At 33.3% G+C, this 25086-nt stretch carries 30 protein-coding genes; 1 reads left to right on the top strand and 29 read right to left on the bottom strand.

Annotated elements, in window-relative coordinates; all coding sequences use genetic code 11:
• Positions 1-64 precede the first annotated feature (64 nt).
• From cmr6 to IPH11_15470, 18 genes are all read right to left on the bottom strand, one after another.
• A complete protein-coding gene (gene cmr6, locus IPH11_15555) occupies positions 65-904 on the bottom strand; it encodes a type III-B CRISPR module RAMP protein Cmr6 (GenBank protein ID MBK6914998.1) in 840 nt (279 codons plus the stop codon).
• A gap of 4 nt (positions 905-908) precedes the next feature.
• The gene (gene cmr5, locus IPH11_15550; GenBank protein MBK6914997.1) at positions 909-1292 is read right to left on the bottom strand and encodes a type III-B CRISPR module-associated protein Cmr5; all 384 of its coding nucleotides are present in this window, start codon (positions 1290-1292) and stop codon (positions 909-911) included.
• A 2-nt stretch (positions 1293-1294) separates the two neighbouring features.
• Positions 1295-2092, bottom strand: a complete 798-nt coding sequence (gene cmr4, locus IPH11_15545; protein ID MBK6914996.1) for a type III-B CRISPR module RAMP protein Cmr4 — start codon at positions 2090-2092, stop codon at positions 1295-1297.
• 2 nt (positions 2093-2094) lie between these two features.
• On the bottom strand, positions 2095-3210 hold the full coding sequence (locus IPH11_15540) for a hypothetical protein (protein MBK6914995.1): 1116 nt from the start codon (positions 3208-3210) through the stop codon (positions 2095-2097).
• A complete protein-coding gene (gene cas10, locus IPH11_15535; protein ID MBK6914994.1) occupies positions 3203-4561 on the bottom strand; it encodes a type III-B CRISPR-associated protein Cas10/Cmr2 in 1359 nt (452 codons plus the stop codon). The genes IPH11_15540 and cas10 overlap by 8 nt, the downstream gene beginning before the upstream one ends.
• A 1-nt stretch (position 4562) precedes the next feature.
• Positions 4563-4820, bottom strand: coding sequence for a hypothetical protein (locus IPH11_15530; protein ID MBK6914993.1), 258 nt, complete (start codon positions 4818-4820; stop codon positions 4563-4565).
• Complete coding sequence (locus tag IPH11_15525; GenBank protein MBK6914992.1) at positions 4817-6193, bottom strand: hypothetical protein; 1377 nt, start codon at positions 6191-6193, stop codon at positions 4817-4819. Before IPH11_15525 ends, IPH11_15530 begins: the two co-directional genes overlap by 4 nt.
• Positions 6194-6200: 7 nt before the next feature.
• Entirely contained in the window at positions 6201-6677 is a 477-nt protein-coding gene (locus tag IPH11_15520; protein MBK6914991.1) for a hypothetical protein, read from the bottom strand.
• A 207-nt stretch (positions 6678-6884) separates the two neighbouring features.
• Positions 6885-8699, bottom strand: coding sequence for a hypothetical protein (locus IPH11_15515; protein ID MBK6914990.1), 1815 nt, complete (start codon positions 8697-8699; stop codon positions 6885-6887).
• A gap of 935 nt (positions 8700-9634) precedes the next feature.
• Positions 9635-9820: a hypothetical protein gene (locus IPH11_15510; GenBank protein MBK6914989.1), complete on the bottom strand. Its 186-nt coding sequence runs from the start codon at positions 9818-9820 to the stop codon at positions 9635-9637.
• 12 nt (positions 9821-9832) lie between these two features.
• Positions 9833-10030: a hypothetical protein gene (locus tag IPH11_15505; GenBank protein ID MBK6914988.1), complete on the bottom strand. Its 198-nt coding sequence runs from the start codon at positions 10028-10030 to the stop codon at positions 9833-9835.
• 98 nt (positions 10031-10128) lie between these two features.
• A complete protein-coding gene (locus IPH11_15500; protein MBK6914987.1) occupies positions 10129-10884 on the bottom strand; it encodes a DUF932 domain-containing protein in 756 nt (251 codons plus the stop codon).
• A 17-nt stretch (positions 10885-10901) separates the two neighbouring features.
• Positions 10902-11318 carry a hypothetical protein gene (locus IPH11_15495; GenBank protein ID MBK6914986.1) on the bottom strand — a complete coding sequence of 139 codons (417 nt, stop codon included), beginning with the start codon at positions 11316-11318 and terminating at the stop codon, positions 10902-10904.
• Complete coding sequence (locus IPH11_15490; protein ID MBK6914985.1) at positions 11302-11868, bottom strand: host-nuclease inhibitor Gam family protein; 567 nt, start codon at positions 11866-11868, stop codon at positions 11302-11304. The genes IPH11_15495 and IPH11_15490 overlap by 17 nt, the downstream gene beginning before the upstream one ends.
• A 57-nt stretch (positions 11869-11925) precedes the next feature.
• Entirely contained in the window at positions 11926-12087 is a 162-nt protein-coding gene (locus IPH11_15485; GenBank protein ID MBK6914984.1) for a hypothetical protein, read from the bottom strand.
• Between the two features lie 128 nt (positions 12088-12215).
• Positions 12216-13115 carry a hypothetical protein gene (locus IPH11_15480; protein MBK6914983.1) on the bottom strand — a complete coding sequence of 300 codons (900 nt, stop codon included), beginning with the start codon at positions 13113-13115 and terminating at the stop codon, positions 12216-12218.
• A 23-nt stretch (positions 13116-13138) separates the two neighbouring features.
• Complete coding sequence (locus tag IPH11_15475) at positions 13139-13738, bottom strand: hypothetical protein (protein ID MBK6914982.1); 600 nt, start codon at positions 13736-13738, stop codon at positions 13139-13141.
• Between the two features lies 1 nt (position 13739).
• Positions 13740-14447: a hypothetical protein gene (locus IPH11_15470; protein ID MBK6914981.1), complete on the bottom strand. Its 708-nt coding sequence runs from the start codon at positions 14445-14447 to the stop codon at positions 13740-13742.
• A gap of 177 nt (positions 14448-14624) precedes the next feature.
• Here IPH11_15470 and IPH11_15465 point away from each other — a divergent pair, with 177 nt between their 5' ends.
• The gene (locus IPH11_15465; protein ID MBK6914980.1) at positions 14625-15143 is read left to right on the top strand and encodes a hypothetical protein; all 519 of its coding nucleotides are present in this window, start codon (positions 14625-14627) and stop codon (positions 15141-15143) included.
• Between the two features lie 67 nt (positions 15144-15210).
• On the opposite strand, the gene IPH11_15460 is transcribed toward IPH11_15465, so the two are convergent.
• The 11 genes from IPH11_15460 to IPH11_15410 form a co-directional block, all read right to left on the bottom strand.
• Positions 15211-15519: a hypothetical protein gene (locus IPH11_15460; GenBank protein ID MBK6914979.1), complete on the bottom strand. Its 309-nt coding sequence runs from the start codon at positions 15517-15519 to the stop codon at positions 15211-15213.
• On the bottom strand, positions 15507-15941 hold the full coding sequence (locus IPH11_15455; GenBank protein ID MBK6914978.1) for a hypothetical protein: 435 nt from the start codon (positions 15939-15941) through the stop codon (positions 15507-15509). Before IPH11_15455 ends, IPH11_15460 begins: the two co-directional genes overlap by 13 nt.
• An 8-nt stretch (positions 15942-15949) precedes the next feature.
• On the bottom strand, positions 15950-17758 hold the full coding sequence (locus IPH11_15450) for a hypothetical protein (GenBank protein MBK6914977.1): 1809 nt from the start codon (positions 17756-17758) through the stop codon (positions 15950-15952).
• A 747-nt stretch (positions 17759-18505) separates the two neighbouring features.
• A complete protein-coding gene (locus IPH11_15445; protein MBK6914976.1) occupies positions 18506-18853 on the bottom strand; it encodes a hypothetical protein in 348 nt (115 codons plus the stop codon).
• A gap of 11 nt (positions 18854-18864) precedes the next feature.
• The gene (locus tag IPH11_15440) at positions 18865-19098 is read right to left on the bottom strand and encodes a DUF2188 domain-containing protein (protein ID MBK6914975.1); all 234 of its coding nucleotides are present in this window, start codon (positions 19096-19098) and stop codon (positions 18865-18867) included.
• Between the two features lie 2 nt (positions 19099-19100).
• On the bottom strand, positions 19101-19646 hold the full coding sequence (locus tag IPH11_15435) for a hypothetical protein (GenBank protein ID MBK6914974.1): 546 nt from the start codon (positions 19644-19646) through the stop codon (positions 19101-19103).
• A gap of 14 nt (positions 19647-19660) precedes the next feature.
• On the bottom strand, positions 19661-20737 hold the full coding sequence (locus IPH11_15430) for a hypothetical protein (protein MBK6914973.1): 1077 nt from the start codon (positions 20735-20737) through the stop codon (positions 19661-19663).
• The gene (locus IPH11_15425; GenBank protein MBK6914972.1) at positions 20710-22509 is read right to left on the bottom strand and encodes a DEAD/DEAH box helicase family protein; all 1800 of its coding nucleotides are present in this window, start codon (positions 22507-22509) and stop codon (positions 20710-20712) included. Before IPH11_15425 ends, IPH11_15430 begins: the two co-directional genes overlap by 28 nt.
• Before the next feature lie 13 nt (positions 22510-22522).
• On the bottom strand, positions 22523-22960 hold the full coding sequence (locus IPH11_15420; protein ID MBK6914971.1) for a hypothetical protein: 438 nt from the start codon (positions 22958-22960) through the stop codon (positions 22523-22525).
• 3 nt (positions 22961-22963) lie between these two features.
• On the bottom strand, positions 22964-24274 hold the full coding sequence (locus IPH11_15415) for a hypothetical protein (GenBank protein ID MBK6914970.1): 1311 nt from the start codon (positions 24272-24274) through the stop codon (positions 22964-22966).
• Positions 24275-24297: 23 nt separating this feature from the next.
• Positions 24298-25065, bottom strand: a complete 768-nt coding sequence (locus tag IPH11_15410; protein MBK6914969.1) for a hypothetical protein — start codon at positions 25063-25065, stop codon at positions 24298-24300.
• Between the last annotated feature and the right edge of the window lie 21 nt (positions 25066-25086).

The raw sequence follows: 25086 nt of genomic DNA, 5'->3' as shown, positions 1-25086 counted from the left end.
TTTTTGCAACTTTCAGTATAAACAGAATAAAATTTCATTTTTTTCCCGTAATTGTTTTTATTAATTACTCATTTGTTTTGAATTGTCCATAGCCAACGTTTGTTTTTGCACCTACACCAAGATCCAAAAGAATTTGTCTAAATAATTCCAATTTAATATTTTTTGAAAAAGGTTCGTCAGATAATCTAAAACTAAATTGAAATGTTACCTGAGGAAGTACTTTCATAAATTGAATAGGGACAGGATTTTTTAATGGATTATCATGCGGAGTTATATAATCATTTGCAAGAAATTTTCCATTCTCGTTTTGTGAGTCTATTGGAAAAGCGTCGAAAAAGATATCTCTTTTTTTCAAAGGTAAATTCTTTCCCTCTATGCCAATTCCGTTGAAAACCCAATTAATAAAATGGGAGGGATTTTTTTTGCTTAATGCCTTTGTTATATCAATAGGATCAAAATGCGCTTGATATTTTTTCAAAAACTCTTTAGCTGATTTTTTGATCTTATCATTATCCTTTTGCGCATTTCTATCACCCAATGACAAATCATTAATTATACTTAAAGCATATTTCCCTTCAGCTTTTTCACAGGCATCCCTTAAAACACCTTTAACTGAAGAACCGGGAATGCAGGGTAACCCTGTCGTATAATCGAAGAAGAAACCAAGTTTGAGTTCATTATCCTGATCCCCGATTTCATGATTATAACCCGACCCAATTAGTAAACCAGGATAAGTAGTAGCTAATTCAAAATGATCTTCTGTAGAAAATAATTCAGCAACATTGTAATTTAGCTTGAGCGAATACAAATCATCATTATTAAAATTCAATTTTTTTGGTTTTCCGTTTTCAAACTTAAGAGGTTTGAAATACTCTTTATAAAAAAGGAATCCGGTGTTTCTCATATCATTACTCTTTTTGTTGGAAAGTTCTTAATGCTAATTTTAATGCGATTAGGGCGTCAGAAATTTGTTTCTCGAATTTATCTATTTCAGGTTTGTTAGTACCATTATGTGAGCCAGTTAGTAAATAATCAAGCAGTTTTTCATCCGAGTTTGTATTCAATATCGTTTTTACAATTGCTTTCATTAACTTCAATCGTTTATCTGCACTGCCAGACTGTTTATTAGAATAAAAAGCAATTGTAGCAATTAATCCAGATTGGATAATACTTGCACCCATTGAAGCGATATAACCTTTATATTCTTTATCTACTGAATCTGCTGACGCCATTTCGCTAGCAGTGATTGCCGCCAACGCTTTTGGTATTAATTCATTTACTTTTTTATTCATAGCTAACTCAACTTTTCAATTTTTGTATAACCATAACCGATCGATGCATTCCCGCCAATTTGAATTGTTTGCTTCTGGATTAATTCATCAAATTCTGTTTGGTACTGATCAGATTTTGTAACAAAAAATACAAATCTGCTTTCTCTCGGCACAACTTCTTCGTACCAAAGGTTTTTACTTTCACCGTTTTCGAGCTGGTTACGTGCAATAACGGGTAAATGCTTCACTAGTTCTTTAAAATCATCCTCGTGGAAAAGTGCTGGGTCATTTCCTAAATGGTTTGTAATTGTAGGAATAAAAGATAACCCGTTTTCTGCCTGATAATCTTCCAACATAGGTCTGTTATTATCACTCACTTTTGGAATCCCACCCATAACTGTAATTTGATTAAAAGGATTTATATTAAAAGTAATGCCCAATGCTTTTGCTTTTTCGTTAACTTCTTTCAGAATAAAATCTGCAGTTGCTCGATAAAATGGCTTTGTATTACTTCTAACTGGAAGGACAACGAGATTAGCTTCAAAAAATTTGTAATGTCCGATTCCGTTTGGTGTACCTGGGTCGCGAGAAGTGTCGGGCCCAAAAATATAATTGAGTTTATCTTTATCAGTACCAGTTTTCCATTCATCCTTAAAAAATTCACGCAAAGCTCCCTTAAGAGATGAGGAATGAATTATAGGCACATCGGTAATTGAATCCCGTTGAACAAGATTATCAACAACCCCATAGTTAGCCTCGCCGCTGCCAACGTGCATATTTGTTAAGCACGTTGTAAGATATGCATCTGTTTTGTAACTCATAATTAACTCTTTTTTATTATTGGTTTATAAATGTTATATCCTATTTTTTGCAAATCGTCGTTATTCAACTTTTTGCTTATAGTGTTTGTATCACCAAAAAATACAGAACCTTTTTTGAAAAAATTATATTTTCCGCTTTTCCAAACCACATTGGTTTTTATCTTTTTTCTGTCAAAGGCTGAATAATTTTCTGTGTCGTTCACAGAGGTTTCGAGCGAACGGAAATCAACTATATCTGTAATGGCAAAATCAGATTCATTTAGAATATCGTTTGTAGGCAGATAAGCATCACTTACCAAAACGACTTTCGCCGAATTATCCGATTTTTCATAATCAGGTAGCAACTGATCAAAATCTTTTTTAGTCTCAGTAACATCCATTCTGAATTTAGATTGCTCTGCGCCAAGGAATACAATAGCCTCTGAAGAAAAATTTACCCTTATTTCCTTCTGATCAAAAATAAAATTGTCATCTAATTCAACTATGGAAGCAAATGAATAACCTTTCATAATCTTATAAAAAATCTGAATATAATAAGCATCGTCTTGAGTTTTACCTTTGTAATCTTTTCTGATTCCAACCTGCTTATACTCTTTGAATACCTGGGAGTATCTATAAAGTTTTTTATTTTTATCTACCAACAGATCGGGGAGTTCTTCCTTAGCATCATATTTAAGCAGTTCCGGAATTTTATCATAAAGACTACATTTACCATTTATGTGAAAAGAAATCTGGCGCATCTCTTTTACTTCGGCTTTGGTTTCTTTATCAAAATACCATTGATATTCCCGGTTTGCCGGGAACAGATGAAGGTTTCCATCAGTTATGAAAACAGGTGAAAGACTTTTTATTGCTTCAAAATTAAAACCATTATCCAGTTTAAAACTTTCTTTGCCAATTAGTGTTTCGGCTTTTGCTTTATCCGCGATTTTATCATTCTTCATTAATCCATTCTTCAGAAGAAGCTGATAGCGTATTAATCCTAAAAGACTCGTCTGCTGAGGGTAATGATTGGATTTGACAAAGTAATTTTTAATATCTCCTTCGCCAAAGGTTGTTTCACCGCCGAAGAAAAATCTATCGTGCGGAGTAAGTTTTACTAAATATTTTTTAGTCATCTCTTTCTTCTTTGTTGTGAATAAAATCTATGAACCGAAGCGCGGAATATATTTTATTAAGATTGATTTCATTTTGTTTATCAATTCCCAATTCTGAATTATTTAATTCATTTTCATTATAAATGTCAATAAAAAGTTGTTTTGTTTTAGTCAAGAATCCAACTAGTTTATTCCTATCGTTCTTATCCCTATGCACACTTTCATTAAAGTTGTTTAAAAAGAAATTGTTAAAAGTATCGGCTCTATTGGCAGCAGCAATTTTCCCAATTTCTTTAATCACTTCTTTCTGTGGATCTAGTTTATAAATAACGGAATGGATAAAATTATCACCGGTTAGATTTTCTTTTATTAATTCGTTAAATGTTGTATATGAAGTTTCATCTTTATGGAATGTTGTACCAAAATACTGCCCGCTGTGTTTGAGAATTGTATATGAAACAGCATTTTTCTTATCTGTTTTTTTGGCAATGTTAAATAGTTGATTTACGCCTTCTTCAAGCGCTTGATTCAAAGGGAATTTATAATAGCTTATTGAAACACCGTAAGACATTGATGGTTTTTTCTTAACCTGAGCTATTATTCCTTTAAAGTCTATTCCTTCTTCATTAAAGTCCGTAAAATATTTATTAAATATTTTATCAATCTCAGCAATTAGACTGAATACGGTTTTATTAATGAAAGTGATATTACCATCAGTATTTGTTTGAGCGACCGGCATAAAATATAACAAGTCATCACCGCCAGCATAGATTGGTGTACCGCTAAATTTTTTAATTAATTCAACAGACTCAATTGCAAAGGAAAGCAAGTTTTTAGAGAATTGTTTGATTAAATGATCTTTATTTGGGAGCCCATATAGCTGTTTAATAAATGCCCCCATATAATCGCCGTCTGCCTGAACCACGGCAATGTATTTTTGGTAGTTTCTGAATTTATTGTCTGCAATTTTTTTAATTGCTTTAATAAAATTGGTTTGATTCTCTTCGTCATCCTTTTTTCTTAACTCTTTCGCTGCTTCAATATACCCTTCTAATTTTTCAAATTCAGAAGTTGTTATTTCAATTGTACTAGGAAAAGGACGTTCTTCAAATTCTGATTTGAGAAGAAAATTATAAGGATTAATCTTTTCAAGAAATTCTTCAATGTAGTTGAGGTTTGCATTTTCAAGAACCCTTTGCTGAAGTTCTAATGAATCAAGCAGTTGATAGATACGTAAAATTATATTTTCGTTATCTGCAAGCTCAACTGATAAATGATAACAGTTTATGTAATTCTTTAAATAGGCAATAGGGATTTTTGATTTTTTACCAAAACCAGTTAGTATCTCATCAATAATTCTTTGTATATCAATTTTACCTTTTTAGTATAATTCTATCCGGGAAAAGTCCAGCTCTCTTTTTGAAATCCTCAGCTAAAGGATTTTCCTTCTTTCCATTTATCTCGACTTCCTTAGAATATGGAATAATAATATCATTCTTATTATTTATTTGTTTTATTATCTCCTTGATGAGATAAGAAAACATATAGCTTGCTGCCCAAATTGCTTTGGTACTTTTAACGCTTTGCAGTGTTTTGTGGATTGGTCCTATTGTAAGTGCTGTGTAGTTCATTGAATCTTTTTCCAATTACTTGATAAATGTTTTTGAATAAAATCACTTAAGATAAATTTATTTGGGACATTTAATGTTCCAAGACTTTTTATAATTCCTTTATTGTCGCCTTTAAACTTTAACTTAAATTCAAATTTTTCACCTAATATATTCTCGTAAGAATCGTCTATACCTAAGTAAACTATTCCGTCAATAACTTTTAAAAATATAGGTGATTGAAATCGCTCTATTTTATCTTCATTTGGTTTTGGTTTGTGCTCTAAAGACACTATATATTTTTTATTCGAATCTGGCAAAGTTAGTTTAATCCACACCCCGTTATTATCTTTTTTTTCAGCAAAGACTGTATATTCAAATTGTTCAGCTAGTCCTAATAGTACTCTAATGTATTGATAACTATTATTTTGTTTATCATTCCAATCATTATATTCATTTTTAGTTTTGTCTTCAATATCTATCGGTGCTGATTTATTTTTCCAATACAGTTCTTTATTTAAAATTCGATTCGCATTGATCTTCTGTTTTATATATCGCTTTTCCCATCTAATATTTTTATCAACAAAATATTTAAACAATTCAGATTTTTCATAGTTGGGATAATTCTTGCCACTTTTTAAGAGTTGATATTCATCTCCAATAAATTGGAATAATTTATTTAAATCAGAGTATGAATTTTTAGAATTATAAGCAAAAATAGACTGTAATAATTTATTGTCACTCTTAATAGCTTTACTTTCTATTTCTACTACAGTAAATGAACCAAAACCTTTGTTTTGTCTCGTCCCAAAGTTATTCATCAAGAAATAGGGAATGATCAATTCCTCAAGTTTTTCTTTTAATCCGTCTTTAAATGTTTTAATAGAAATTTCAATTTCATTATTGGCGTAAAATGCGAATCTCAAATCTTCTGTTTTAGTCATTTCTTCATCTAATTCATCTTTACCTCTCAAGAATTTAATTTTATCTGCATTTGCAAAAAATGGAGTGGGCGCAAGAATTGAAATATCTAGGTTCATTTGTCCTTTTATGAAACCAACCAGTTTTTCACTTCGATTTTCTTTTACCTTAAGTGGTAATGGTAAATAATATTCTACTTCATTTGATTCTTCTATCCTCACCTTATATTCCAAAGCTGGATGTTCACCTTTTCCGACTAACCATTTTTTTGCTTTAGCTTCTTCTAATCCTTTTTTATATATTGCTTCGTTTTCTGTTAATGACTTATCTGCTTCCTTACCCAATTTCATTAAAATGAACTTATCAAGCTTAGGCTTTAATTCGCTTGCGCGTAAAGTTGCCCCGTGCTGGTCGTGCTGAAAATGAATAAGTGGTGTGTGCTGTTTTAGTTTAAATGTAAGTTTGTAATCGTTCATAAACTTTTCACTTTTTTTTATTTTTATTCTGTTTCGGGAACCAATTAAGAATGAAACGGATCAGATTAAATTTGATCGTTACATATGTAATAATGAATATTATAATCAGACTAATCCAAAAGGGCCAAACTGGTTTTGTGCTTAAGAGAATTGTGGGAATGTTTACAAAATCAGGTAGCACATTCATTCCCAGCAGGCTTGCCATTAATGTTGGTATTAAAAATATAGTAGCTACCTTTGTCAGCTTGATTGCTTCCTCATTTTTGTTTTTCTCAGCCGTCATACTTGCAAAGTGATTTAATTCTTCCATCTCATTATCAAGATCTTTGACATCTGAAGGAATTCGCATAATTTTCTGCATCATATCATAAATTTCGATTCCTTGCTCTTGTGCAGTTATCTCTCTAAAGTAAATCTTATTGACAAAAAGAATGTAATGCTTATAAAGTTCACTGATTTTTTTTGTAATCTTTTTCGTCGTCATCGTTTTTCAGTAAATTCGAAACATAGGTTATTTCATTTGAAAAACTTAGCACTGTTGCTCTTTGCAGCAAACATAATTCCGCCATCTTATAATACAAGCTTTGCAAATGCCTTACTAAAAATGTGACTTCATTAGTTTCTAAAGCGGAAAAACTTGAAGTAAGCATTACAAAACTAAAACGTGAAAGTCCAAACAAAGTGCTCCACTCTACCCACCTTGAATAAGTATTCTCGTGTAATAATTTTTGCTTGATAAATTTATCAGTATGCATTGGCGTAGGTGAATCAACAAAAATATAACTGTACCACCACTCATCTGTTTCGTATGAATAATGTTTTTTTTTACGTAATGAGACCCAAGATCTAAATCATTACATTCTTTGATTTTATTTAATTGATTCACTAGATCTGTATTGCCATACCAGCAGACAACGTGCATACGATCATCTAATACGGGGCTTAAATGAATTTTAAATCTAGTATCCTTAGTTTTTTGAGTATAATTCAAATAACCATTCTGTTCAGCCGATAAAAAGAAGTTATCAGGGAATAGCCCATCAATAAACCTTGGCAAAAGAAATGGTTTGTGCTTATAGTTTGTCTTGTCTTTGTACTTTTCAAAATCCTCATAACAATGTTTATCGTCCTTTTCGAGTTCTTTATTTCCTATCCAAATCGCATCAGGGATTTCATTTTTTTTGGTTGCATATAAAATTCTGTCAACATTCGTCTTATCATTTTTGCCTGTGTAAATAGAATCGGGTTGAAGATCAAAAAAAGGAACAAATAACCTTCGCCCATACTTATTAATTTTAAGGATATCTTCTTTAGAATCATATTTATGATTTCTCAAATGAAAAGATAGGACAGCAGTACCTGTGCTATATATATTAAGAAGAATACTATCAATAATTAAAGTAAGTGGTTCCTCAATGCCACAAAGCTTAATGTTATAATAAGTATCATTTTTTAGATTATACTCAAAGTGGTTAATTAAATTCTTATCAATATCGTTTGTTGTTAGTTCATCACTTAGATCATACAATATTTCACTCACATAATCATAGAAATAGTTATATTCGTTGTATCGATCAGGTAGGTTGAGATCGAATGGTTTAGGTTCCCAGTTGCTGCTTTTGAGTTCCTCAAGAAAAAATTCAACATCAAATTTGTCGTGTAATAATGACTGGTCATCAACTTTCCATTTTCTCCACTTAAATGGAAAAATAAAAATATGATGGCTGTATAACTTTTCATTCATTTCAGGTTTCATCTCAAGTATTTCGTTTTTTATCTCAATAACTTCATCATTTGTCACCTTTCCCTTTGCCAAGCCAAAAAATCCAAAATCTTTTCCGCCGTAGTATGCCTTCCCACCGTCAACTAGATTATTAAATTTATTTAGAATTTGTTTTTTCTTTTCTCCATAATACGTTAATGCCTCGTCTGTGTATACTAATAGATTGCTAGTTTTACCATACATCCTGTCAGCTATCGGGCTGAACTTTTCCGTCAACGACTTGATGATAGTTATCCCATTTTGTTCCTTTTTGTTCTTTATAATCGATTCTTCAGCAAGTTTTTCATCTTCTTCTGTAACTCCCTGTGCTTTTCTGTCAAATTCCCTTATCTCTTTTATTTCAATAGTTGAGGCACAGATATTTTTCATTGCAGGTATATACCCTTTGTCATTTGCAGCAATTAATTTTTGCCATCTGTTCAATTCAATACCCAACAACACAGCAATCTGTTCAACTGAGGATGGCTTGCTCTCATTTTCGTTATGATGATCAATTATTATTGTATTAAGTGGAATTGGCATATCAATAGTTAGTTCAATCAGAACCGGGATTTCGGTTTTTTTAACAGAATTCAAATTATCTTTATAATCTGAAGCTTTAGCTCCCCAGGAAAGGTTCTTGTCAAAGAAAGAAAGATTATGATGCTCAAGTATTTTTCTTATCTCATACATCTCGGCATCATAACCGCCCAGGTAAAAAGTATAGTTCTTATCAATCCTCATACGATAACCATAAATGCTGATTTTAATAATTTGATATAAAGGTGGGAGGATATAACTATAAAATACAAGGTGCTTTTGGTGCAGTACCCCTCACTTGTACATCTTAATAACCTATCGAATATTTCCATATGAATATGCCCTTATTCCGATAATAAAATTGATTACTGAAAATTAACCAATCACTTACTTCTACTTAATAGAAGTTTACACATGAGAAACATAATAAATAACTTAACTACAAAGCAATTTATTTTTCGAATATTTTAATTACTCGCATTGGTTCAAAAATAAAGTAACCAAAGTAGGTTAAGAAAAAGGTCGTTGGATCATAATATAGGTAACCAACAATTTTGAGGTTATCTATGAGCATTGCCGCAAAAAAAGAGTATATCAATGAAATCAGGGAGCGATATTTTTCATCAACTAAGACTGAAAAATCACCGGAACTTGTCAATAAACATTTACAGGAAATATTTGTGAAGAATGGATAGGAAGTAAATCAAGATACTAAGCTTGCAAGATTATACACTCCGAAGGAAGAGATAAAACAAGGAGGTTCATTTGATCATTTGCATCTTGAGATAAGAAAATCTTTTTACAATTATGGGTGTGCAAGTTGGCTTACAATGACCAACGAGGAATTGAATAAATATTTTTATAATCCGATGGATTTTATGAAAAAGAATTTAGGTGTTCTTAATAACAAATAAATAAAATAGAGAATTCAAACTCATTCTTCCCAATAGGGTGGTAGGGTCCCATAGCCCCCCTCAAATACCTGATCGAGCTCGCATAAACTTTGCATAAGGATTTTTCGATTCTGGATACAAAACGAGTTTGTAAAATTTTTTTGGTAGAAAAATATTCTCAAGCTAAAGGAGAAACTAGTTCTCCTTTTTTATTTTCCACGCAATATCTTGCAGATCATTTTCGGACTACCCATTCTTGATGGTCAAGTAAGGGTGGTTTTCATCAAGAGTATCATCTTCTTCACTGAAACTTAAATTTGGAGCATAGCAACCAAAAAATTCATCATCTTCAGTATCATAAATAGTCACATCCATTTTAAGTTGATCTTCGTTCAGGTCCTCCAGTTGATCTTTTAATTCTTTATATGTCATCTTATCTATCCTTTAATAGCTCCTCAACTCTTTCATCATCGAACTGAGTCTCGGGCCAGGAAATTCTGTTATTGAGTCTTCTCCTGTTTTTCTACAATCCATATCAACAACTATTATCTTTCCAGTTGCATTTGAAGAATAGACCTCAGTGACCATTCCACCTTCAATTACAATAATAATTTTTTCTTCAAACTCTTCTTCATCATCCATTTTAACTCCTTAAAATATAGAAGGGCTGCGTGGCCTTGATATGAAGTAGTAAGCTTCTGGTCCGCATTTAATCCTGTTCCTACAGGAACCTTTCTAATTTATAATTTGAATAATTTACTAACCTTCATTTGGTATGAAGCTCTCATCCTTCTATCAATAAGATGTGATATGTAGTAAGTGAGATAGTTATAAAGTATCCACTGGCTCTCAGGAGCTGGCTGCTCAGCAACATAGGCTGCTGCATTCTTGCCAAGCTTCTTATTTATCTCATCTGAAATTGTTTGAGTTGCTTCAATCTTCTGAAGTATTGAGATTCTTTCTTTAATAACTGGTATCTGGTTATAAGTTGATTCAACCTGTTCTTTCAGATTGCCCAGATTTATTCCGCTTGTATGTTTTGAATAGAATTTTGAAAGCACTTCGCCGAATACCATTCCGTTTGAGCAGATAGCGCGAATGGCACCCCAATACATTCTAACGCCTTCACTGCCGTCGTAACTGTTGTGAAGAAACAACGACAAAGCAATATCACTTCTTCCGTCATTCATTTTAAGTTCTGGAAAAGTAACCTGCAGTCTCATTCTTTTTGAATCCACAAACGAATGTGAGTTATCAAAATGCCATCTGGTATCAAGCTGATGAAGCTGATCAAGCAGAGGCATAATCACTTCACGATTCGGAATCAACTGATAAGAGTCCTGCATTATAGAGATAAGCTTGTTCTTATCAGTTCTGATTATTGCTTTGTATTCTTTAGTTGAGTCCAATCCCTTTGAAGGATTATCAAAGAACACCCTCCTCTCAGTAACAGGAAATGTAAACTTTGATAGACGTTTTTCTAATTGTTCAGTCAACTTAACTCACCTCCTTTTTAACTATGTCCGTTACCATTTATTTTAGCCCTTGCAATGAACAAAGTAACAGCAAGAGATTTTGCATCCATAAGTCCACCAAGTTCATTTTGAATGCGAACCGCATCTTTGCAGGAAGTGAGCATCAGGTCGTAAAAGTAATCAGTGCCGTTACTTTTGTTTATCTCATTTACAGGACTTTCAAGATTTTTCTTTTCTACTTTGACATTGTACGAGGTTACAATCTTCGTCCCTTTCTGTTCTGCAAGTTTTGTGATTTCAAATCTATCACCTTTACGAAGTGATTTAATTTGCTCATTTACTTCTGCAGGTGCAAAGAATGAGTATTCCTGATCTGTTCCATTCTTTACTGAGTAGAGATAATATTCTCCATATCTGCTTTGACCAACCATCGGCTCATCAAATAGTAATTCCAAGTGCACGATCTTGTTCAACTCCAGTTCCAGTTTCTTTCGTTCTGCCATTTTCTTCCTCGCTTTCTTCTCTTAGTTTATATGTGAATTCTTCTTTACCTTCAATTACTTTAACTCCAGGGGGAACAGGTTTTGTTTTTATGTAAGTCTTGATCTTATTCATATCTGGTTTATAACTTTCAGGAACAACAGTAAGCATCGCCGGTTTTGCTTTCTTTAAGAACAGATCAAGATTTTCTATTTCAACCTTATCTGGTTTCTTGTGCATCTTAAGTGTTCCGTTAGGAAGAGCAATTGTTTTCTCCTTCCTTTCTCGAATGAAAGCTTCAAGCTTCATCTCCAGCCATCTGATCTTTTCCTGCAGCTGAGCATTCTTATGAAGAACAAAACTGTTAATCATAGAACATTCTTTCTCGCTTTGGGAGAAGTTGTATTCAATCTGTTTTGTAAGCTGCTTTATCTGAAGCAGGAGCAGATCAAAGTAAGCTTCAGTCTGCTCTTCTTCTTTTAACTCTGCTTCCTGAAGCAGCTCATCCAAAAAGTTTACTTCCATTTTTATCTCCTCGGAAATTTTCTGGTTAGAATAACTATCAGAATATCAATCGCGACCTTACCTGCCGTTGCCAGCACTTTTTTTATCGTTTCTTTTTTCATTTTTTTTCACTTTAACTTTTTCCATTTTAATTTTATCATCAGTGAGTTCATCCTTCAGCACTTCAAGCACTGACTCTGTAATTTTCAAAGCCATTTGTATTGCTTTCTTCTTTTCCATTTACTTTTGTTTTCCTTTCTAAGTATTGTGTAATAGCTTCATTAACTAATTTTGTCATCGGTATCTTTCTGGTGTTTGAATGCTTAAGCAGGTAAAGTTCTCTTACCAGTTCTGGTTTTATCTTCGGACTATATGACATATAAATCCTCCTCATTTATCTCAGCCCCGCATACCTGACATTTATTAAATAGTTTTCCATTGTAGTAGGTAGTCGGAGACAGACACCACGGACATTCAATGATCATCTCTTCAAAATCAGAGGCCAACGGATAACTATATCTTCTATCAAACCATTTACTTTTTGATGGGTAATATTTCTGATAACTTTCAACTCCTTCCCTATTTATAAATAATGCATAGTTATTCTGCATCTCATAGAAATGAAAGTCTTTTTCTCCCAGGTTAAATCCACGAACAGATACTTTCTCAATGTTTAATGCTTCCTGCATTATTTCACGTTCACTGCAGAAGTAGAAGATATCATCCTTTGAATCGTAATACAGATCAATTGGATTATCTTTCTTGATTAGAACTAATCTTTCAGGTTGGTACTTATCAAGCACAGCAACTGCAAACGAACCCTCCACACGCTCGAATAATCGTTTGATTTTATCACCTTTCATTTTCATTGAAAGAAGATGAAGAATGCTTTCACTATCTACTTCCGCATCGCGCTGTTTTTTGCCAAAGATCTCTTTATCATTATAGATTATTCCGTTATGAACTATTGCGATTCCATTCTTTGAGAACAGAGGATGATTGTTTGCATTATTTTTCTCGCTCCCCTGAGTCTTCATTCGGGTATGTAAGATCATTGAAGATGGAAGTTCAAGTTCTTTCCAGTCTTCTGTTTTTACAAACTCAGATGATTTTATGGCAGCTTTGTTAACTATCAGATTGTTATCTCTTATAAAAGCATATCCCGAAGCGTCTCTTCCTCGGGATTCTAAAAGTGAAAACATATTTGTTATTTTTTCTTTATCGGGCATAGTTTTCCCGAAGGAAAAAAATCCCATTATTCCACACATTGTATTTTACTCCTTGTTAATTTTTAGGCGGGAACCAGTTCTCTAACTGTGGTTATCTGTTTAATCAGTTCAATTATTTCTTTCTGATTATTCTTACGAAGTGTTAATGATATCCCAAGTCTGTTACACCCAGGACTGGATACAACAATAGCTTTAATATCATTAAGCTGAACGAAGGTTTGGACTCTATCAAACAGATCAGCACTTACTGATAGTTGATATTCATCTCTATCTGTTAATCCAAAAACGTAAATGGGATTATCAACCAATCCTACTTTGTCTTTGATTGTTCTGAGTAGAATATCTTTATCGTTGATGAACAGGGGTCTTCTTGTTTCTATTTTTCCTTGTAACCAGCTTCTTGATAGTTTTACAACAAGTTCTCTATCAGAATCTGAGACATCAGGATTGTCAGGGGCATCATCATCAAAGTTGTCTTGATAGCACTCTTCACAGTATGGATCGCCCTCATCATTATAGTAGGCAGATTCACGATAGATAACTCCATCACACCTGCAGCAGTAGTTGAACATATTGTCGAAGCAATCTTCACAATATGGTTCTTCAAATGCCAATCTTGCTTGATCATTGTTAATTGGATCGTTACAGTTATGACAGTGCATATTATGCTGCCCTCCTTAAACCCCAATTTGGAAGTATATCGGCACTCCAGTTTAATCTTTTGCCGAGAAGTGTATCCAGTTCTTTAAGTCCTTCTCTGCAATCATCTGGAATTGTATGAAGTGAATATTTTAGCTGACGAAGAAAATTTGCTGAATGCTGTCTGTTCTTAAGTTCATTGAAGTCAACTTTATCTTCAAGAACTCCAACAACAGCAAGCTTTGATAAAGTAAAATGAACAAGTGTGACTGAAGGTGATAGAAGAAACGAACCTGGTGTACGATATTCAAAACCATAGCTCTTTCTTCTGTACGCCCCACGTTTACCGTAACCGCTTCGTTCTCTTTTTTGTCTCTGCATTTTATCATCAATACAGTTACTGAGTGAACCTAAAACAATATCCAATCCTTCAATAACTTCAGGAATTGGATCGATAGAAAAATGCGTGTGACCCCCTATAGAATAATCATCAACATAATGCCCAGAAATAAACTCAAGGTCAGGTGCTTTGTCGTGACCATAATCGAGTATCTGAAATATTTTGCTTGTAAGATCAATAGGTGATTCAGAAAAACCTGGTCTTATTTCAGCTGTACTTTCGCAGCCATCTAACCCAAAGCTAGAATTAGATTTGAAAAAATTATGAGCGGGAACGAACTGACCGTTTCTGTGGCAGATCAACTCAGGGTCTGCTCCAATAGTAAAAGACATAGTAACTCCTAATTAGTTGTTAGTTACTATTCTTATACCATTTATTATTTGTGACTTTTCAATCAAAAAATCTTTGCGATTGGGCAGCTCTCGTTATTATTTTAACAGTAATGATTGGATAGTTGCTGACACTATGAGGAGGCCTCATTCAAACCATCTTGAACTTATTGTTAAAAAATGGATAAATACTTGAACCAAGAAAGACTGAGCAATTGGATAGCAGTTAGCCGAAATGCAAGAAAAACCATAGCTCAAAAAATTAAGATACCTGAAGAAAAGATTGATCTTCAAACAGCTGTAATAGTAGTTCTAAAACTAGGACATGAGTCTGATTTGCTGGATATTGATTGGACTGAAGAGCACTTAGTAAATCTTGTGTCAAACATTGACTTTAAGGCTTGGAGTGAGTATGAAGAAGTTGTTCTTCACGAATCCATTCTTCCAGATGGTGTACCTAAACCACTAAATGAAGAGACAGTTAAAGCTCAAGGTGAAATTTGGAGAATACATAGATATGATCCGGATCCGTTTCCCTTTTTACCACACGCTCATAATATTCAAACAGGCTATAAACTAGATTTACGAGATGGGAAGCTTTATGAGAAAAAAAACTTTAAAGATAAAATCAGAAGAAAGGATTTGATCGAGCTCAGATCTAGGATTAAAAGAATTGAACTTCCAGATATGATCGACTGATTAAACTTAAAATATTTCTCAGTATTCCTGATCAATTTCTTTCAACATCTCGTGGAAAAATAAAATTTTATTTTTTGTCTCCCTTACAAATAAATTCTAATTCCCCAAGCAATACATTTGGATCAAGATTGTATAAACTGATAAAGCGCCACAATTCTTTCAATAACGAATGAATTAAATATTCTGCCCTTTTATCTGTATTATGATAATAAAGATAGTTGAGATAGTTAACGACAACTTTAAGATTGTTTGTGAAAATCATATACTGAGATAATACATTGTGAATTATTTTTAACAAAACACCATACTTACTATCACTACCTATAATTTTGTATTTATCAAATAGTCTCTCAGTAATAAATTCTAATGCTTCCAAATTAAATAAATAATTATATCCCCCAACCGATAATTGTTCAATTTTTCTAACAGCACATCAATCTCTTGATCTAACAATACATATAACAGTGAAGCGGTATTTATAACATCAATATTTTTATTGAACAATCCTCTTACTTTTCTAATGAACAGTTCATCAAGTAAATATATATAGCCATTCTCACTTGCAAATTTCAAATGTTCATAATCTTGGCGAGATATTAATTCAATATATTTAGATTTTTCATCCAGTTCCTCTGGTCTCAGTGCCTCGGTAGCTACTACTACTTTCGACAAAGCTTGAATTATTTCATTAAAAAACTTTATTCTTTTTCTCTTAAAGTCCTTGGTATAATCTGTTCCGATGAATCGACCCTGATCGGATCCCATTGACATTGCAATAGCATATTCCTCAGTATTCATTTTATCAACTATATCAATAAAATACTTTTTGTACTCTCTAAGACTATCAATTGGTCACTGTAAGTAGAAATGACAATATCTAATATTCCGATCAAGGATATCATTGAAATTGAAGAGGGAGATAGAACAATTTTTTGTTCTTTAATACTAACCAAATTTATTTCACCAGTGAAAAAAAGCTGATTTGGTTTTTCAAGTACATACAAAAGAGCGTCAATAATATTTCTTCCTTTACGTAATGCAACTTGGTGTAGTGGCAATCCAATTCCATTTCTAAAATTATAATCAGCTAAAATTTGTTTTTCATAAATCTCGCCTTCAACTAAAATAGGCATCATAGATTCGATTGGACTATTTTCATTGAGTTCAACTAGTTTCAAAAAACTTGAGTCAGGCACTTTACTCGTATATTCCATTATACAATGCCTGACAACTTTAGTTTTTATTTTCCAAATATCCTTTATTATCCAATTTTTTTTATCGAATACCACAGGATCATTCTTACTGCTTCCAATTAAGTGAATTACATTTTCGTCGCCCCTAAAGAAAAATGATGTATCTGCAAACTTGAACTCATTCTCTCTCACTAATAATTCTGGTCTGGAAGTAATTCCGATCCAGATTTGCTGTGAATCGGATTCCAATAAAACTGTGCAATCATTCGATACTTCTTCAATTTCCGCAATATCAGGCATTCCAGGTTTAGGACCCAGATTAATTCGTATAAACTGTGCGTACAAATTTTCATCAAAATTATTTCCGTGTACTGCAATTGATTTTAGACTTAGACTTTCAGCTCTTTCATAATCTCCTAACACATAATAGCAGTTTGCAGCCATCATAATGAAATGGGGATTTTCTTCGTTCTCTAATTTGCTTGTTAGTCCGGCAACATCCTTATCACCTAATAGCAGTTTCAAATGAGCTAGTTTGTACGCAACCTTTGAACTCGTATCGATTTCATACAATTCTTTAAGAAATTTCAGACTTGTATGATATCTTTTTCTATTAAATTCAAGCTCTATTTTGTTACCAATCCAATAGGTCTTATCTATATCTCCGGTAATATTTTTTTCAATTATTTCCTCTGCTTTCTTAAAATATTTTTCGTTTTCTGTTTTTACAGCATCATAAACAAATAGCTTTTGAGCTTCATAACTGTACTTGAGGTAAGGTTCCAAACATTCTAAACAAATTTCTATCGCATTCTTAGATTTAAGATGTTTTGCAAATAGAATCCTTGGTGCATAATTGTCATAGGGTATTGCTTCTATCATTTTTGAATACAATTCATTTGCTCTAAGGAAATCACCAATGTCAGAAAACAGATCTCCTATTACACGGTATATATAAATTGGATATTTACAATGAGTGATTTTTTCCGAAGCAAATTCAATTACCTTTTCTATTTCATTCAATTTAGCGTATGCTTCAATAACCAATGAATAAATTATGCCTTCATCATCAAATTTTTTTATACCTTCAGAAAATATTAATGCTTCTTCATATTTACCTGTTTGTAAATAAGTGCTTAGTATTTTTGTTATGAAATTAAAATCACTATTAATTGAGTAAAGTTCTACTAAAATTTTATTGGCTTCTTCATAATTATCATTGAAGTATAGAACGTCGGCATATATTCCTTTAACGCCTTCTCTATTCTTTAGTTCGTCGGGACATTTTTGATATTCTTCTAGCCCAGCTTTGTCACCAATGTGCAGTGCAATAGTTATTCTTTGGATAAAATATTCTTCTTTTAATTGCGCAGGAGCTTTCCCAAAATATTCTACACAACCATCACTTGATAATTCTTTCAAAACAGCAATTAATGTTTTCCTTTCAGATTCAGTAATTAAAAATATTGCTGACCTGCGATCAATAATATTAAATGCGTCATTTAACAATTTATAATACTGGTGAACAAAAGTTTTTCTTTTTCATAAGCGTCCCTGAAATATGATTTTGCCAAATCATATTTTTTAATATGAAATAGAGACATCCCAGCAAAGAAATTAGCACCGGCTGAATCTAGAAATTCCTCCTTAATACTTGAATAGCTATCATCATTACATAATAAATTTAGGAGTGTGATATGGTTACCAGAAATATATTGCCAAAAGACTTCCTTCATCGTAATTTTTTCTGTTCTACTCCGAATGACTTATACTTTGACAAAATATTGTCAAATAATGATCTATCTTTCATAATTGAGGCATAGTAAAGTAGATAGTCACAGATCCTGATAGAATAATTTTCTTTGCTAATAATTTGCTCAGTTATCTTCCCAGAAACTTGTTGTTTTCCCAATTTCAAATTGAGTTCAGCTTCATAGGATAATACTTCAAGTTGGAGTACTTCATCGATTTTCTTAAATCCAGTTAACTGTTTTATTGCGTCAATACTTTCTAAAACTTCATTATACTTTAATTCTGTTAATTTTTTACCAAAATTTTCAAATAATGATTTGAACAGAGAAGCTATAACTTCCTTATCCGAAGATGTGAACGAACCTTCACTCCGACTTAGTAGAATATCAAGTTTTTTATTTACATCTTCGAACTCAATCAGTATCTGATCCTGGACTCTTCCAATAATTTTTTAATTTCTGCATTGAAATTATCTTGATCTTTTATGTGTTCGCAAAGTTGTTTAGATACTTCAGTAATACTACCCAATTTCTCTTTCAGAATGGAGCTGATTTTTTCAATCTCGTTAATCTCTTTCAGTTGGTTAATTACAATACTGCCCACTCGTGATTCAATGAATGATAATATTTCTTCTTGCTCAGCATATTCACTGGCGTCTTTCAAACTAAATAATAACTTATCAATAGCTTCTCCTTTTGGAAGGAGGTGTATAAAAGCACGGACAATATTTTCCACTGCTTTAATTTTATATACTTCTTCTTCCATAAGTAACCCTCTCAGTGTTTCCTATCTTTTGGTGGATGAGGATCTTTTCCATAGCTGTCTTTATCTCTGATCTTGCCATCCCGACCGTGTATAACGACTTCAGATTTTTGATTTTTTGCAATCTTTATTGCTTCTTTGATAGCTTTTTCTTGTGTCGGTTTTATGACACTAGCTTTAGAGCTTCCTTCGCTTTTAACAGCCCACCCATCCTTACGTGGAACAACATGTTGATTTTTCTTAGACATTTCTACACACCTTTATTTTTTGTTGGAATAATTTTTTCAAAGTTACCAGATGAGATTATTTTCTCAATATTATCATCTTTAAATATCAATCTATTCTGTTTACCAGTAATTTTTCCTTGAAGTCCATCCCGGTCAATTAGACTAATGTAATTACAGCTATAGTTTTCATTAAGAAAAACAAATGCTAATATCTGAAATTTTTCAAGTTTAATTCCCAATAAATATGGATCATTTTCTTGAGCGTGTCTTGTCTTTACTTCTATTAAACATGTTCTATCCCAAAATTTCTTAAATATTTGGTTTCTAATAAAAGTACCTTCAAAATCATATGGGGCCGTAGCCTTTTCGCTTTGCTTCAATGATCCCGGAATAAAGACATGATTGCAATATGTGTAGAAACAATATTCTCCTAAATCAGCAACAAATTTTTTGTAACTAAATCGTTTTAATCCGTTTTTTTCAATAAATTTTTTTATTTCTTCGCCTCTCTTTAAGTAAGAGTTTAGTAATTTTTGAAGTCCGGGCTCACTGTTAATTCTTATTTGCATACTGTTTGCTTCAATTAAGATATTTTTGTTATTCCCAACAACCTCACCCTGGCACCAACCGGATTTTCAACCGATGATTTTATTTGTGATAATATCGCTCCGACTGCTCCTTCATAATTGCTCTTAATTTTTTGCCAGTTAAGTTCAATTGTAGTTTGATTTGCACCATTATACTGTTTCTTCTCTAATTTGTTCAGTAGCCATTCATCCTGTAATATTTGAACATCTCCTGAATTATTTATTTTTATTGCTTTAACTTCTTTATGCTGCGAACCACCTTCGACATCAATTGCAAATTGAGTATTGACAACCACATATTCATTTTCATCATAATCGCTTTTGGGAAGAGTAGTGACATCACCCGCCATTGTAACTTGCTGATAGTATTGAATGATTGCATCAACAAGTGGATGACCCAGTCCCATTAGTTCAGCTTGTCTTTTCCGCATTGCTAACTCTCTGTCAAAAGTTACGAGTTCATATTTTGCAGCTACATTTGTGAAATTGGAAATAGGCGTTGGTGTTACAATACTATAAAAATCACCTCGGGGAATTATAGACCCACCCAGTCTTAGAATTGCTGTTTCAATTAAAGGTTTCAAATGTCTAAGTCCAAATTTTCCTTCAATACTTAAGTAATCCTGCAAATTAAAGGAGCTTAAATCCATCGTTAGATTTTTCAGCGCTTCAATCGATTGAATGGCTTTCTGCATTGCTTCCTCAATCTCTTTCTCGGTTCGTTTGTAATCTTTATGTACCAAAGCGTGTTTATACCAATCGAGATAATTTGGTGATGAACCCATATATCCCAGAATTTCTGATCTAAAATCTTCAACGGGCTCACCAGTAGTTGGATCCAGTTTGCCAATATGTTCTGCTATCTCTCTTAACTTTGAATTTAACAGCTGATATATTTTTTCTTCAACGGTGTCTTCAGCAACTAAATTATAAACCTGTGAAGTTTCTTTTTGCCCATATCGATGGATACGACCTATCCTTTGCTCAACTGCCATTGGATTCCAGGGAAGATCATAATTAAACAGAATATGACCAACCTGTAGATTTATTCCTTCACCCCGGCAGATGTACAAATTAAGAACTGTGCACCGTCCTCATCCCAAAATTTTTCTTTTGCTTCAATCTTGTTATCGAGCGGACCACCCTTAATTAGGGCAACTTTATCCTGTCCGTAAATATTTTCTAATTTTTCTTTTAAGAAATTAAGAGTCTCAACGTATTGGGTGAAGATTACAAATTTTTCTTTTGGATTTGAATTACGAATAGAATCGATTGCTCTTGTAAGTGTATCAAACTTCCTGTCAACTTCATCAGGAACGATGCTTAATAATTCTTTTACTTTTTGAATTTCATCCGGAATATTTGCATCGGCATAAATTCCATCTTCACCTTCTTCATCACTATCCAGTGACCACTCAGTTGTTTCTTCTGGTTGATATGTTCTGCTTACACGTTGAGTTGTCTGTGCAAGTATCGTATCAATTTCCGGATGCCTTGATGGAATATTAGGGATCTGTATAATCTCAGAAATAAGTTTTCTCATTTCGTCTTGCAACTCAAGAAGCTCTTCGGCAATAGATCGTGAACTGGACTTAGCTCTCCTATTCGAAAGTTCAAGCTGCTTTCTAATTAGTAAAACTAATAGTCTTCTTCTCAATGCTTGCTTTATTGCCCTGATACTTGATGACATAATCTTCTGAAACGTAGTCATTACAAAACCAATTGCACGCTGCTGATTTGTTGTTCTGCCTTCGCCATTACCAACACCGGCAACATTATACCCTTCACGCAGATAATCGGTTAGTTTTTCATAAAAGTTTCTTTCAGATAATGCAAGCTGGAATGATTGTGTGTGAACTTGTCTCCGCATAAAAATAGGATTTCCATTCTTGTCTGTCACTTCTCGTTTTGTTCTTCTTATCATAACACGACTTAGAAATCCCCGGTGTTCCATCATTGCTTCTTCAGAATCAAATAATGTTTCATCAAGAAGTTGAATTAGAGACCAAAATTGATAAGCGTTTCCCTGGTGTGGAGTCGCTGATAAAAATATTAAATCTTTAGTATGGGATCGTAATGCTTCTCCAAGTTTGTAATTAAGTGTTGGCGTAACTTTTTTCCCATATCGTGTTCTGCTTAGATGATGTGCTTCATCAAAGATGATCATATCCCACTTGGGACCTCCAAGTAATCTTTCCAATCGCTGTGGTCGTTTAATTGTGTCTATTGAAGCAATTACACGATTATGATTCTCCCAGGAAGCAAAACCCTGGTCGGTAAAATCAGTTCCAAGTATCTCAAAATTTAATCTGAATGCATCTCTTAATTCGCTTTGCCAGTTCTTAATCAAACCGGCTGGAGTCACAATAAGTATTCTGCTTGCTTCACCACGACTGATTAATTCTTTAATTATCATCCCAAGTTCAATTGTTTTTCCTAAACCAACCTCATCTGCAACAAGTAATCTTCTATGTCTCATTGAAACAACATCGCGGGTTAGCAGTATCTGATGGGGGAGAAGATCTGTTCTGCTATTGGAAAGCTGTCCACCATTATTCTGGAGCGGCAATTGAAAAGCTAATTGCTTCAGTAAAAAATCAACTGATGAATCAAGGTCATTACGGATTATTCTCTGCCATAAATCTGGAGCGGGCTCTAATCTCTCAACGGGAAAGCTTTGAAGATGTCTTCCATTATTATCTTCATACATTATATCTGCCTGATAAATACCATAGAGTTCGCTAACACGATAAATTTCAACTATACCAAGATCTTCACGACCTTTTACTTTTACACGTTCACCAACTTTAGGCATATATTCTACTTTTTGCTCTGCTGTAAACATCTTTTCCTCTTATTTAATTACCACTTAGATTAAAACTACTTTTATAAATCCACTGACCATTTATTTCTTCTTGGGCTGGCGATCCAAATATCAGGTAGATATTTATATCTGAAGTTGGATGTCTTACTATCAAATGAGCTCCTCTTACTAATTCACCTCTGAAAACAATTTGAACATCACCACATCCTTTCGAAAAGAAATAATTGCCAGCGCTTTGAAGTGTGTTTCTTATTTGTCGGCAAAACTCATCCATATTTGGTCTTGAAGCGAGCAAGACATCTTCAATTCCTACAACACGCAAACTGCTATTTTCATTAAATGGAAATTCATCCTGTTTCAATTCTCTCAAAAAATCGCTGAATCCAATTTCCTGTGTATTTGCTTTGACTCCTTGTCCTGAAGGACGGGGAGGTGTAAGACTTTTTTGCTCTACAAGAACATAACCTGGCATAGATTATCCTTTACCTTGTTGAGAAATATCTGTATTAGTAAACAGTGTGCGCTCGTCTAAAAGTCCAAGAACTTTCTTGGCTGGTGATACAAAATTTTTATTTTCTCTCATCATATGTTCTAATGCTGCACGTATCTTTGGTTTTAATCCACCAAACTTTTCAAGCCAGGGTAATAAATTGTCGCCAGACTCTGCAAGCCCAAGTAAAAAGTGAAGTACGTCCACCAATAGAATATTCTCAGGCAAATGGATTTCTGTATCATTAAAAAGTGTTTGCTGAGAACTGCTGCCATTTCGGAATTTTTCTTTTAATTCGTTCAATCTTTCAGTTGGCTGTTTAACTTCAAATGTTCTTCCTCTGTTTTCTCTACCCTTTACAATTATTCCACATTCTCTCAATTCTGATGGTTCGATAATCCCTCTTACTATTTTGCTTACTGAGTCAACAGTTATTTCCTTATTTGAACAGAGTGCCGTTAAATAAATATAAGAGGGCACATCAATATCTTCTAACTCTTGAGGTAATGGATTGTCTTTGGTTAATAACTGATCAACCATCATCTTGATTTCTTCTAAAGCTTCTTTAATTGGAACGGGCTGATCTTTGTAATCAACCACATTTCCGTAGTGCTTGCTATATAATTCCAGGCATTTTCCTATAAGGAGAATATTAACATCTGGTGCAGGAAGAGTTTCATGTCCATATCTCCCTGATTCGATTATTCTTATTTCCTCTCTTGCACGTTTTTTAATTTCTTGCCTTACTCCAGCCCAAGATCGTTTAGTCGTCGAATCTCTCTCTCGTTTTTTGCAAACGTGAATAAGGTCGTATGAAATTGCTTCGTTATTCATAAGATGAAGTGAAGTTTCTGCTTCGCCGTGAATTGGATAAACAGCTTCAATTAAATAACCAGCCTCACACACTGCATCAAGAAGTGCTTCCCAAGCTGAATCTTCCGAATGGTGAAATGTAAATATTAAAGAAGCGCTATCTTTCGAAACCTTGTAAGTTTCTTGAAATACACTTTTTAATCCATCTTTGAAATCATCGGATGTTTTTCCCCTTGTTCTGTTTTCAATGACTTCCTCTGCTTTTGGGGTCTGTTCTGGCTGAAATTGCTGATAAATATCTTTCAATGGAATTCTTAACCACACGTAGAAAAAATCGGACAACTCCGAATAGTTTACGTTTCCAGCATAAGGCGGATCTGTTATGATATAGTCAACAGAATTATTATTTAGGCTGATTGAAGCAGAACTCTGCGACAGTATCAAAGCTTTTCCTTTCTCTGGTTGAATTTTTTCATTACTCATTACGAACTTATTATCATCAAGCCCTATTTTTCTATCATAAGGTTCGAGACAAAAGCTTTTCCTTCAATTACAAGATTGAATTTATTTGAAAACATTCCATGACCATACTCGGATCCCCAAAGATTATTTTCTGTAGATGTAAGTTTTGGTTGAAAGTCGTGTCTTGAAAAGATTCCTTGAGATTTATTACCACCGCTAATAGTATACCTACAAAATGTATTATTACCCTCTAAAGCAGTTATGAATGCACTCAGTAACATTTCTTTTAACACTTGATTTTCTTCATTATCAATTTCCTTAAATAAAGTAGAAAGTGCTAAAAGCTGTCTTTCATTAAACATTTGATACCAGTAATTATAGTGATGTGCGATCAAACCAGATTTGGTTTTTTCTCCAACTGGTACTTCAGATTTTGGATAGGGTAGCGTAGATTTTTGCTGTTCCCATATTTCTTTTGCTTGCTGAAACTTGGCTAAATCCTGTGAAGTAAATCTCTTAAAGAACTTGCCATTATTTTTTACTAATATTGATGAAGAATTATTATCTGTTACGTCAATATCTTCATCCTCGTCCATCTCGAAGAAATTTTCTTTTTTGTTTTTACCGTTTTTATTTCCAGAACAGTGTTCACAATAACCTTCAATCGCATAAGGTCGTAGTGCGAGTAATTGGTTCTTTGGCAGTTTTCTTATTGCGCTTATTATAGCATCAACGTTTCCATTACACGTTCCACGGCAAATAAACTTTCCCTTTGCGGGAAGATTGCCTTCATTAGGATTATATGAATGCATACAAGTGGGACAATCAACAAT

It is taken from the genome of Ignavibacteriales bacterium, from assembly GCA_016709155.1.
Lineage (GTDB): Bacteria > Bacteroidota > Ignavibacteria > Ignavibacteriales > Ignavibacteriaceae > JADJEI01.
This window is presented reverse-complemented; position numbering and strand designations above follow the sequence as displayed.

Excerpts from the sequence above, each read along its gene's own strand:
- cmr6 (MBK6914998.1), bottom strand. The coding sequence starts at position 904 with ATGAGAAACACCGGATTCCTTTTTTATAAAGAGTATTTCAAACCTCTT.
- cmr5 (MBK6914997.1), bottom strand. The coding sequence starts at position 1,292 with ATGAATAAAAAAGTAAATGAATTAATACCAAAAGCGTTGGCGGCAATC.
- cmr4 (MBK6914996.1), bottom strand. The coding sequence starts at position 2,092 with ATGAGTTACAAAACAGATGCATATCTTACAACGTGCTTAACAAATATG.
- IPH11_15540 (MBK6914995.1), bottom strand. The coding sequence starts at position 3,210 with ATGACTAAAAAATATTTAGTAAAACTTACTCCGCACGATAGATTTTTC.
- IPH11_15530 (MBK6914993.1), bottom strand. The coding sequence starts at position 4,820 with ATGAACTACACAGCACTTACAATAGGACCAATCCACAAAACACTGCAA.
- IPH11_15525 (MBK6914992.1), bottom strand. The coding sequence starts at position 6,193 with ATGAACGATTACAAACTTACATTTAAACTAAAACAGCACACACCACTT.
- IPH11_15520 (MBK6914991.1), bottom strand. The coding sequence starts at position 6,677 with ATGACGACGAAAAAGATTACAAAAAAAATCAGTGAACTTTATAAGCAT.
- IPH11_15515 (MBK6914990.1), bottom strand. The coding sequence starts at position 8,699 with ATGAGGATTGATAAGAACTATACTTTTTACCTGGGCGGTTATGATGCC.
- IPH11_15510 (MBK6914989.1), bottom strand. The coding sequence starts at position 9,820 with ATGACATATAAAGAATTAAAAGATCAACTGGAGGACCTGAACGAAGAT.
- IPH11_15505 (MBK6914988.1), bottom strand. The coding sequence starts at position 10,030 with ATGGATGATGAAGAAGAGTTTGAAGAAAAAATTATTATTGTAATTGAA.
- IPH11_15490 (MBK6914985.1), bottom strand. The coding sequence starts at position 11,868 with ATGGAAGTAAACTTTTTGGATGAGCTGCTTCAGGAAGCAGAGTTAAAA.
- IPH11_15485 (MBK6914984.1), bottom strand. The coding sequence starts at position 12,087 with ATGGAAAAGAAGAAAGCAATACAAATGGCTTTGAAAATTACAGAGTCA.
- IPH11_15480 (MBK6914983.1), bottom strand. The coding sequence starts at position 13,115 with ATGTGTGGAATAATGGGATTTTTTTCCTTCGGGAAAACTATGCCCGAT.
- IPH11_15475 (MBK6914982.1), bottom strand. The coding sequence starts at position 13,738 with ATGCACTGTCATAACTGTAACGATCCAATTAACAATGATCAAGCAAGA.
- IPH11_15470 (MBK6914981.1), bottom strand. The coding sequence starts at position 14,447 with ATGTCTTTTACTATTGGAGCAGACCCTGAGTTGATCTGCCACAGAAAC.
- IPH11_15465 (MBK6914980.1), top strand. The coding sequence starts at position 14,625 with ATGGATAAATACTTGAACCAAGAAAGACTGAGCAATTGGATAGCAGTT.
- IPH11_15455 (MBK6914978.1), bottom strand. The coding sequence starts at position 15,941 with ATGAATACTGAGGAATATGCTATTGCAATGTCAATGGGATCCGATCAG.
- IPH11_15445 (MBK6914976.1), bottom strand. The coding sequence starts at position 18,853 with ATGGAAGAAGAAGTATATAAAATTAAAGCAGTGGAAAATATTGTCCGT.
- IPH11_15440 (MBK6914975.1), bottom strand. The coding sequence starts at position 19,098 with ATGTCTAAGAAAAATCAACATGTTGTTCCACGTAAGGATGGGTGGGCT.
- IPH11_15435 (MBK6914974.1), bottom strand. The coding sequence starts at position 19,646 with ATGCAAATAAGAATTAACAGTGAGCCCGGACTTCAAAAATTACTAAAC.
- IPH11_15425 (MBK6914972.1), bottom strand. The coding sequence starts at position 22,509 with ATGTTTACAGCAGAGCAAAAAGTAGAATATATGCCTAAAGTTGGTGAA.
- IPH11_15420 (MBK6914971.1), bottom strand. The coding sequence starts at position 22,960 with ATGCCAGGTTATGTTCTTGTAGAGCAAAAAAGTCTTACACCTCCCCGT.
- IPH11_15415 (MBK6914970.1), bottom strand. The coding sequence starts at position 24,274 with ATGAGTAATGAAAAAATTCAACCAGAGAAAGGAAAAGCTTTGATACTG.
- IPH11_15410 (MBK6914969.1), bottom strand. The coding sequence starts at position 25,065 with ATGCATTCATATAATCCTAATGAAGGCAATCTTCCCGCAAAGGGAAAG.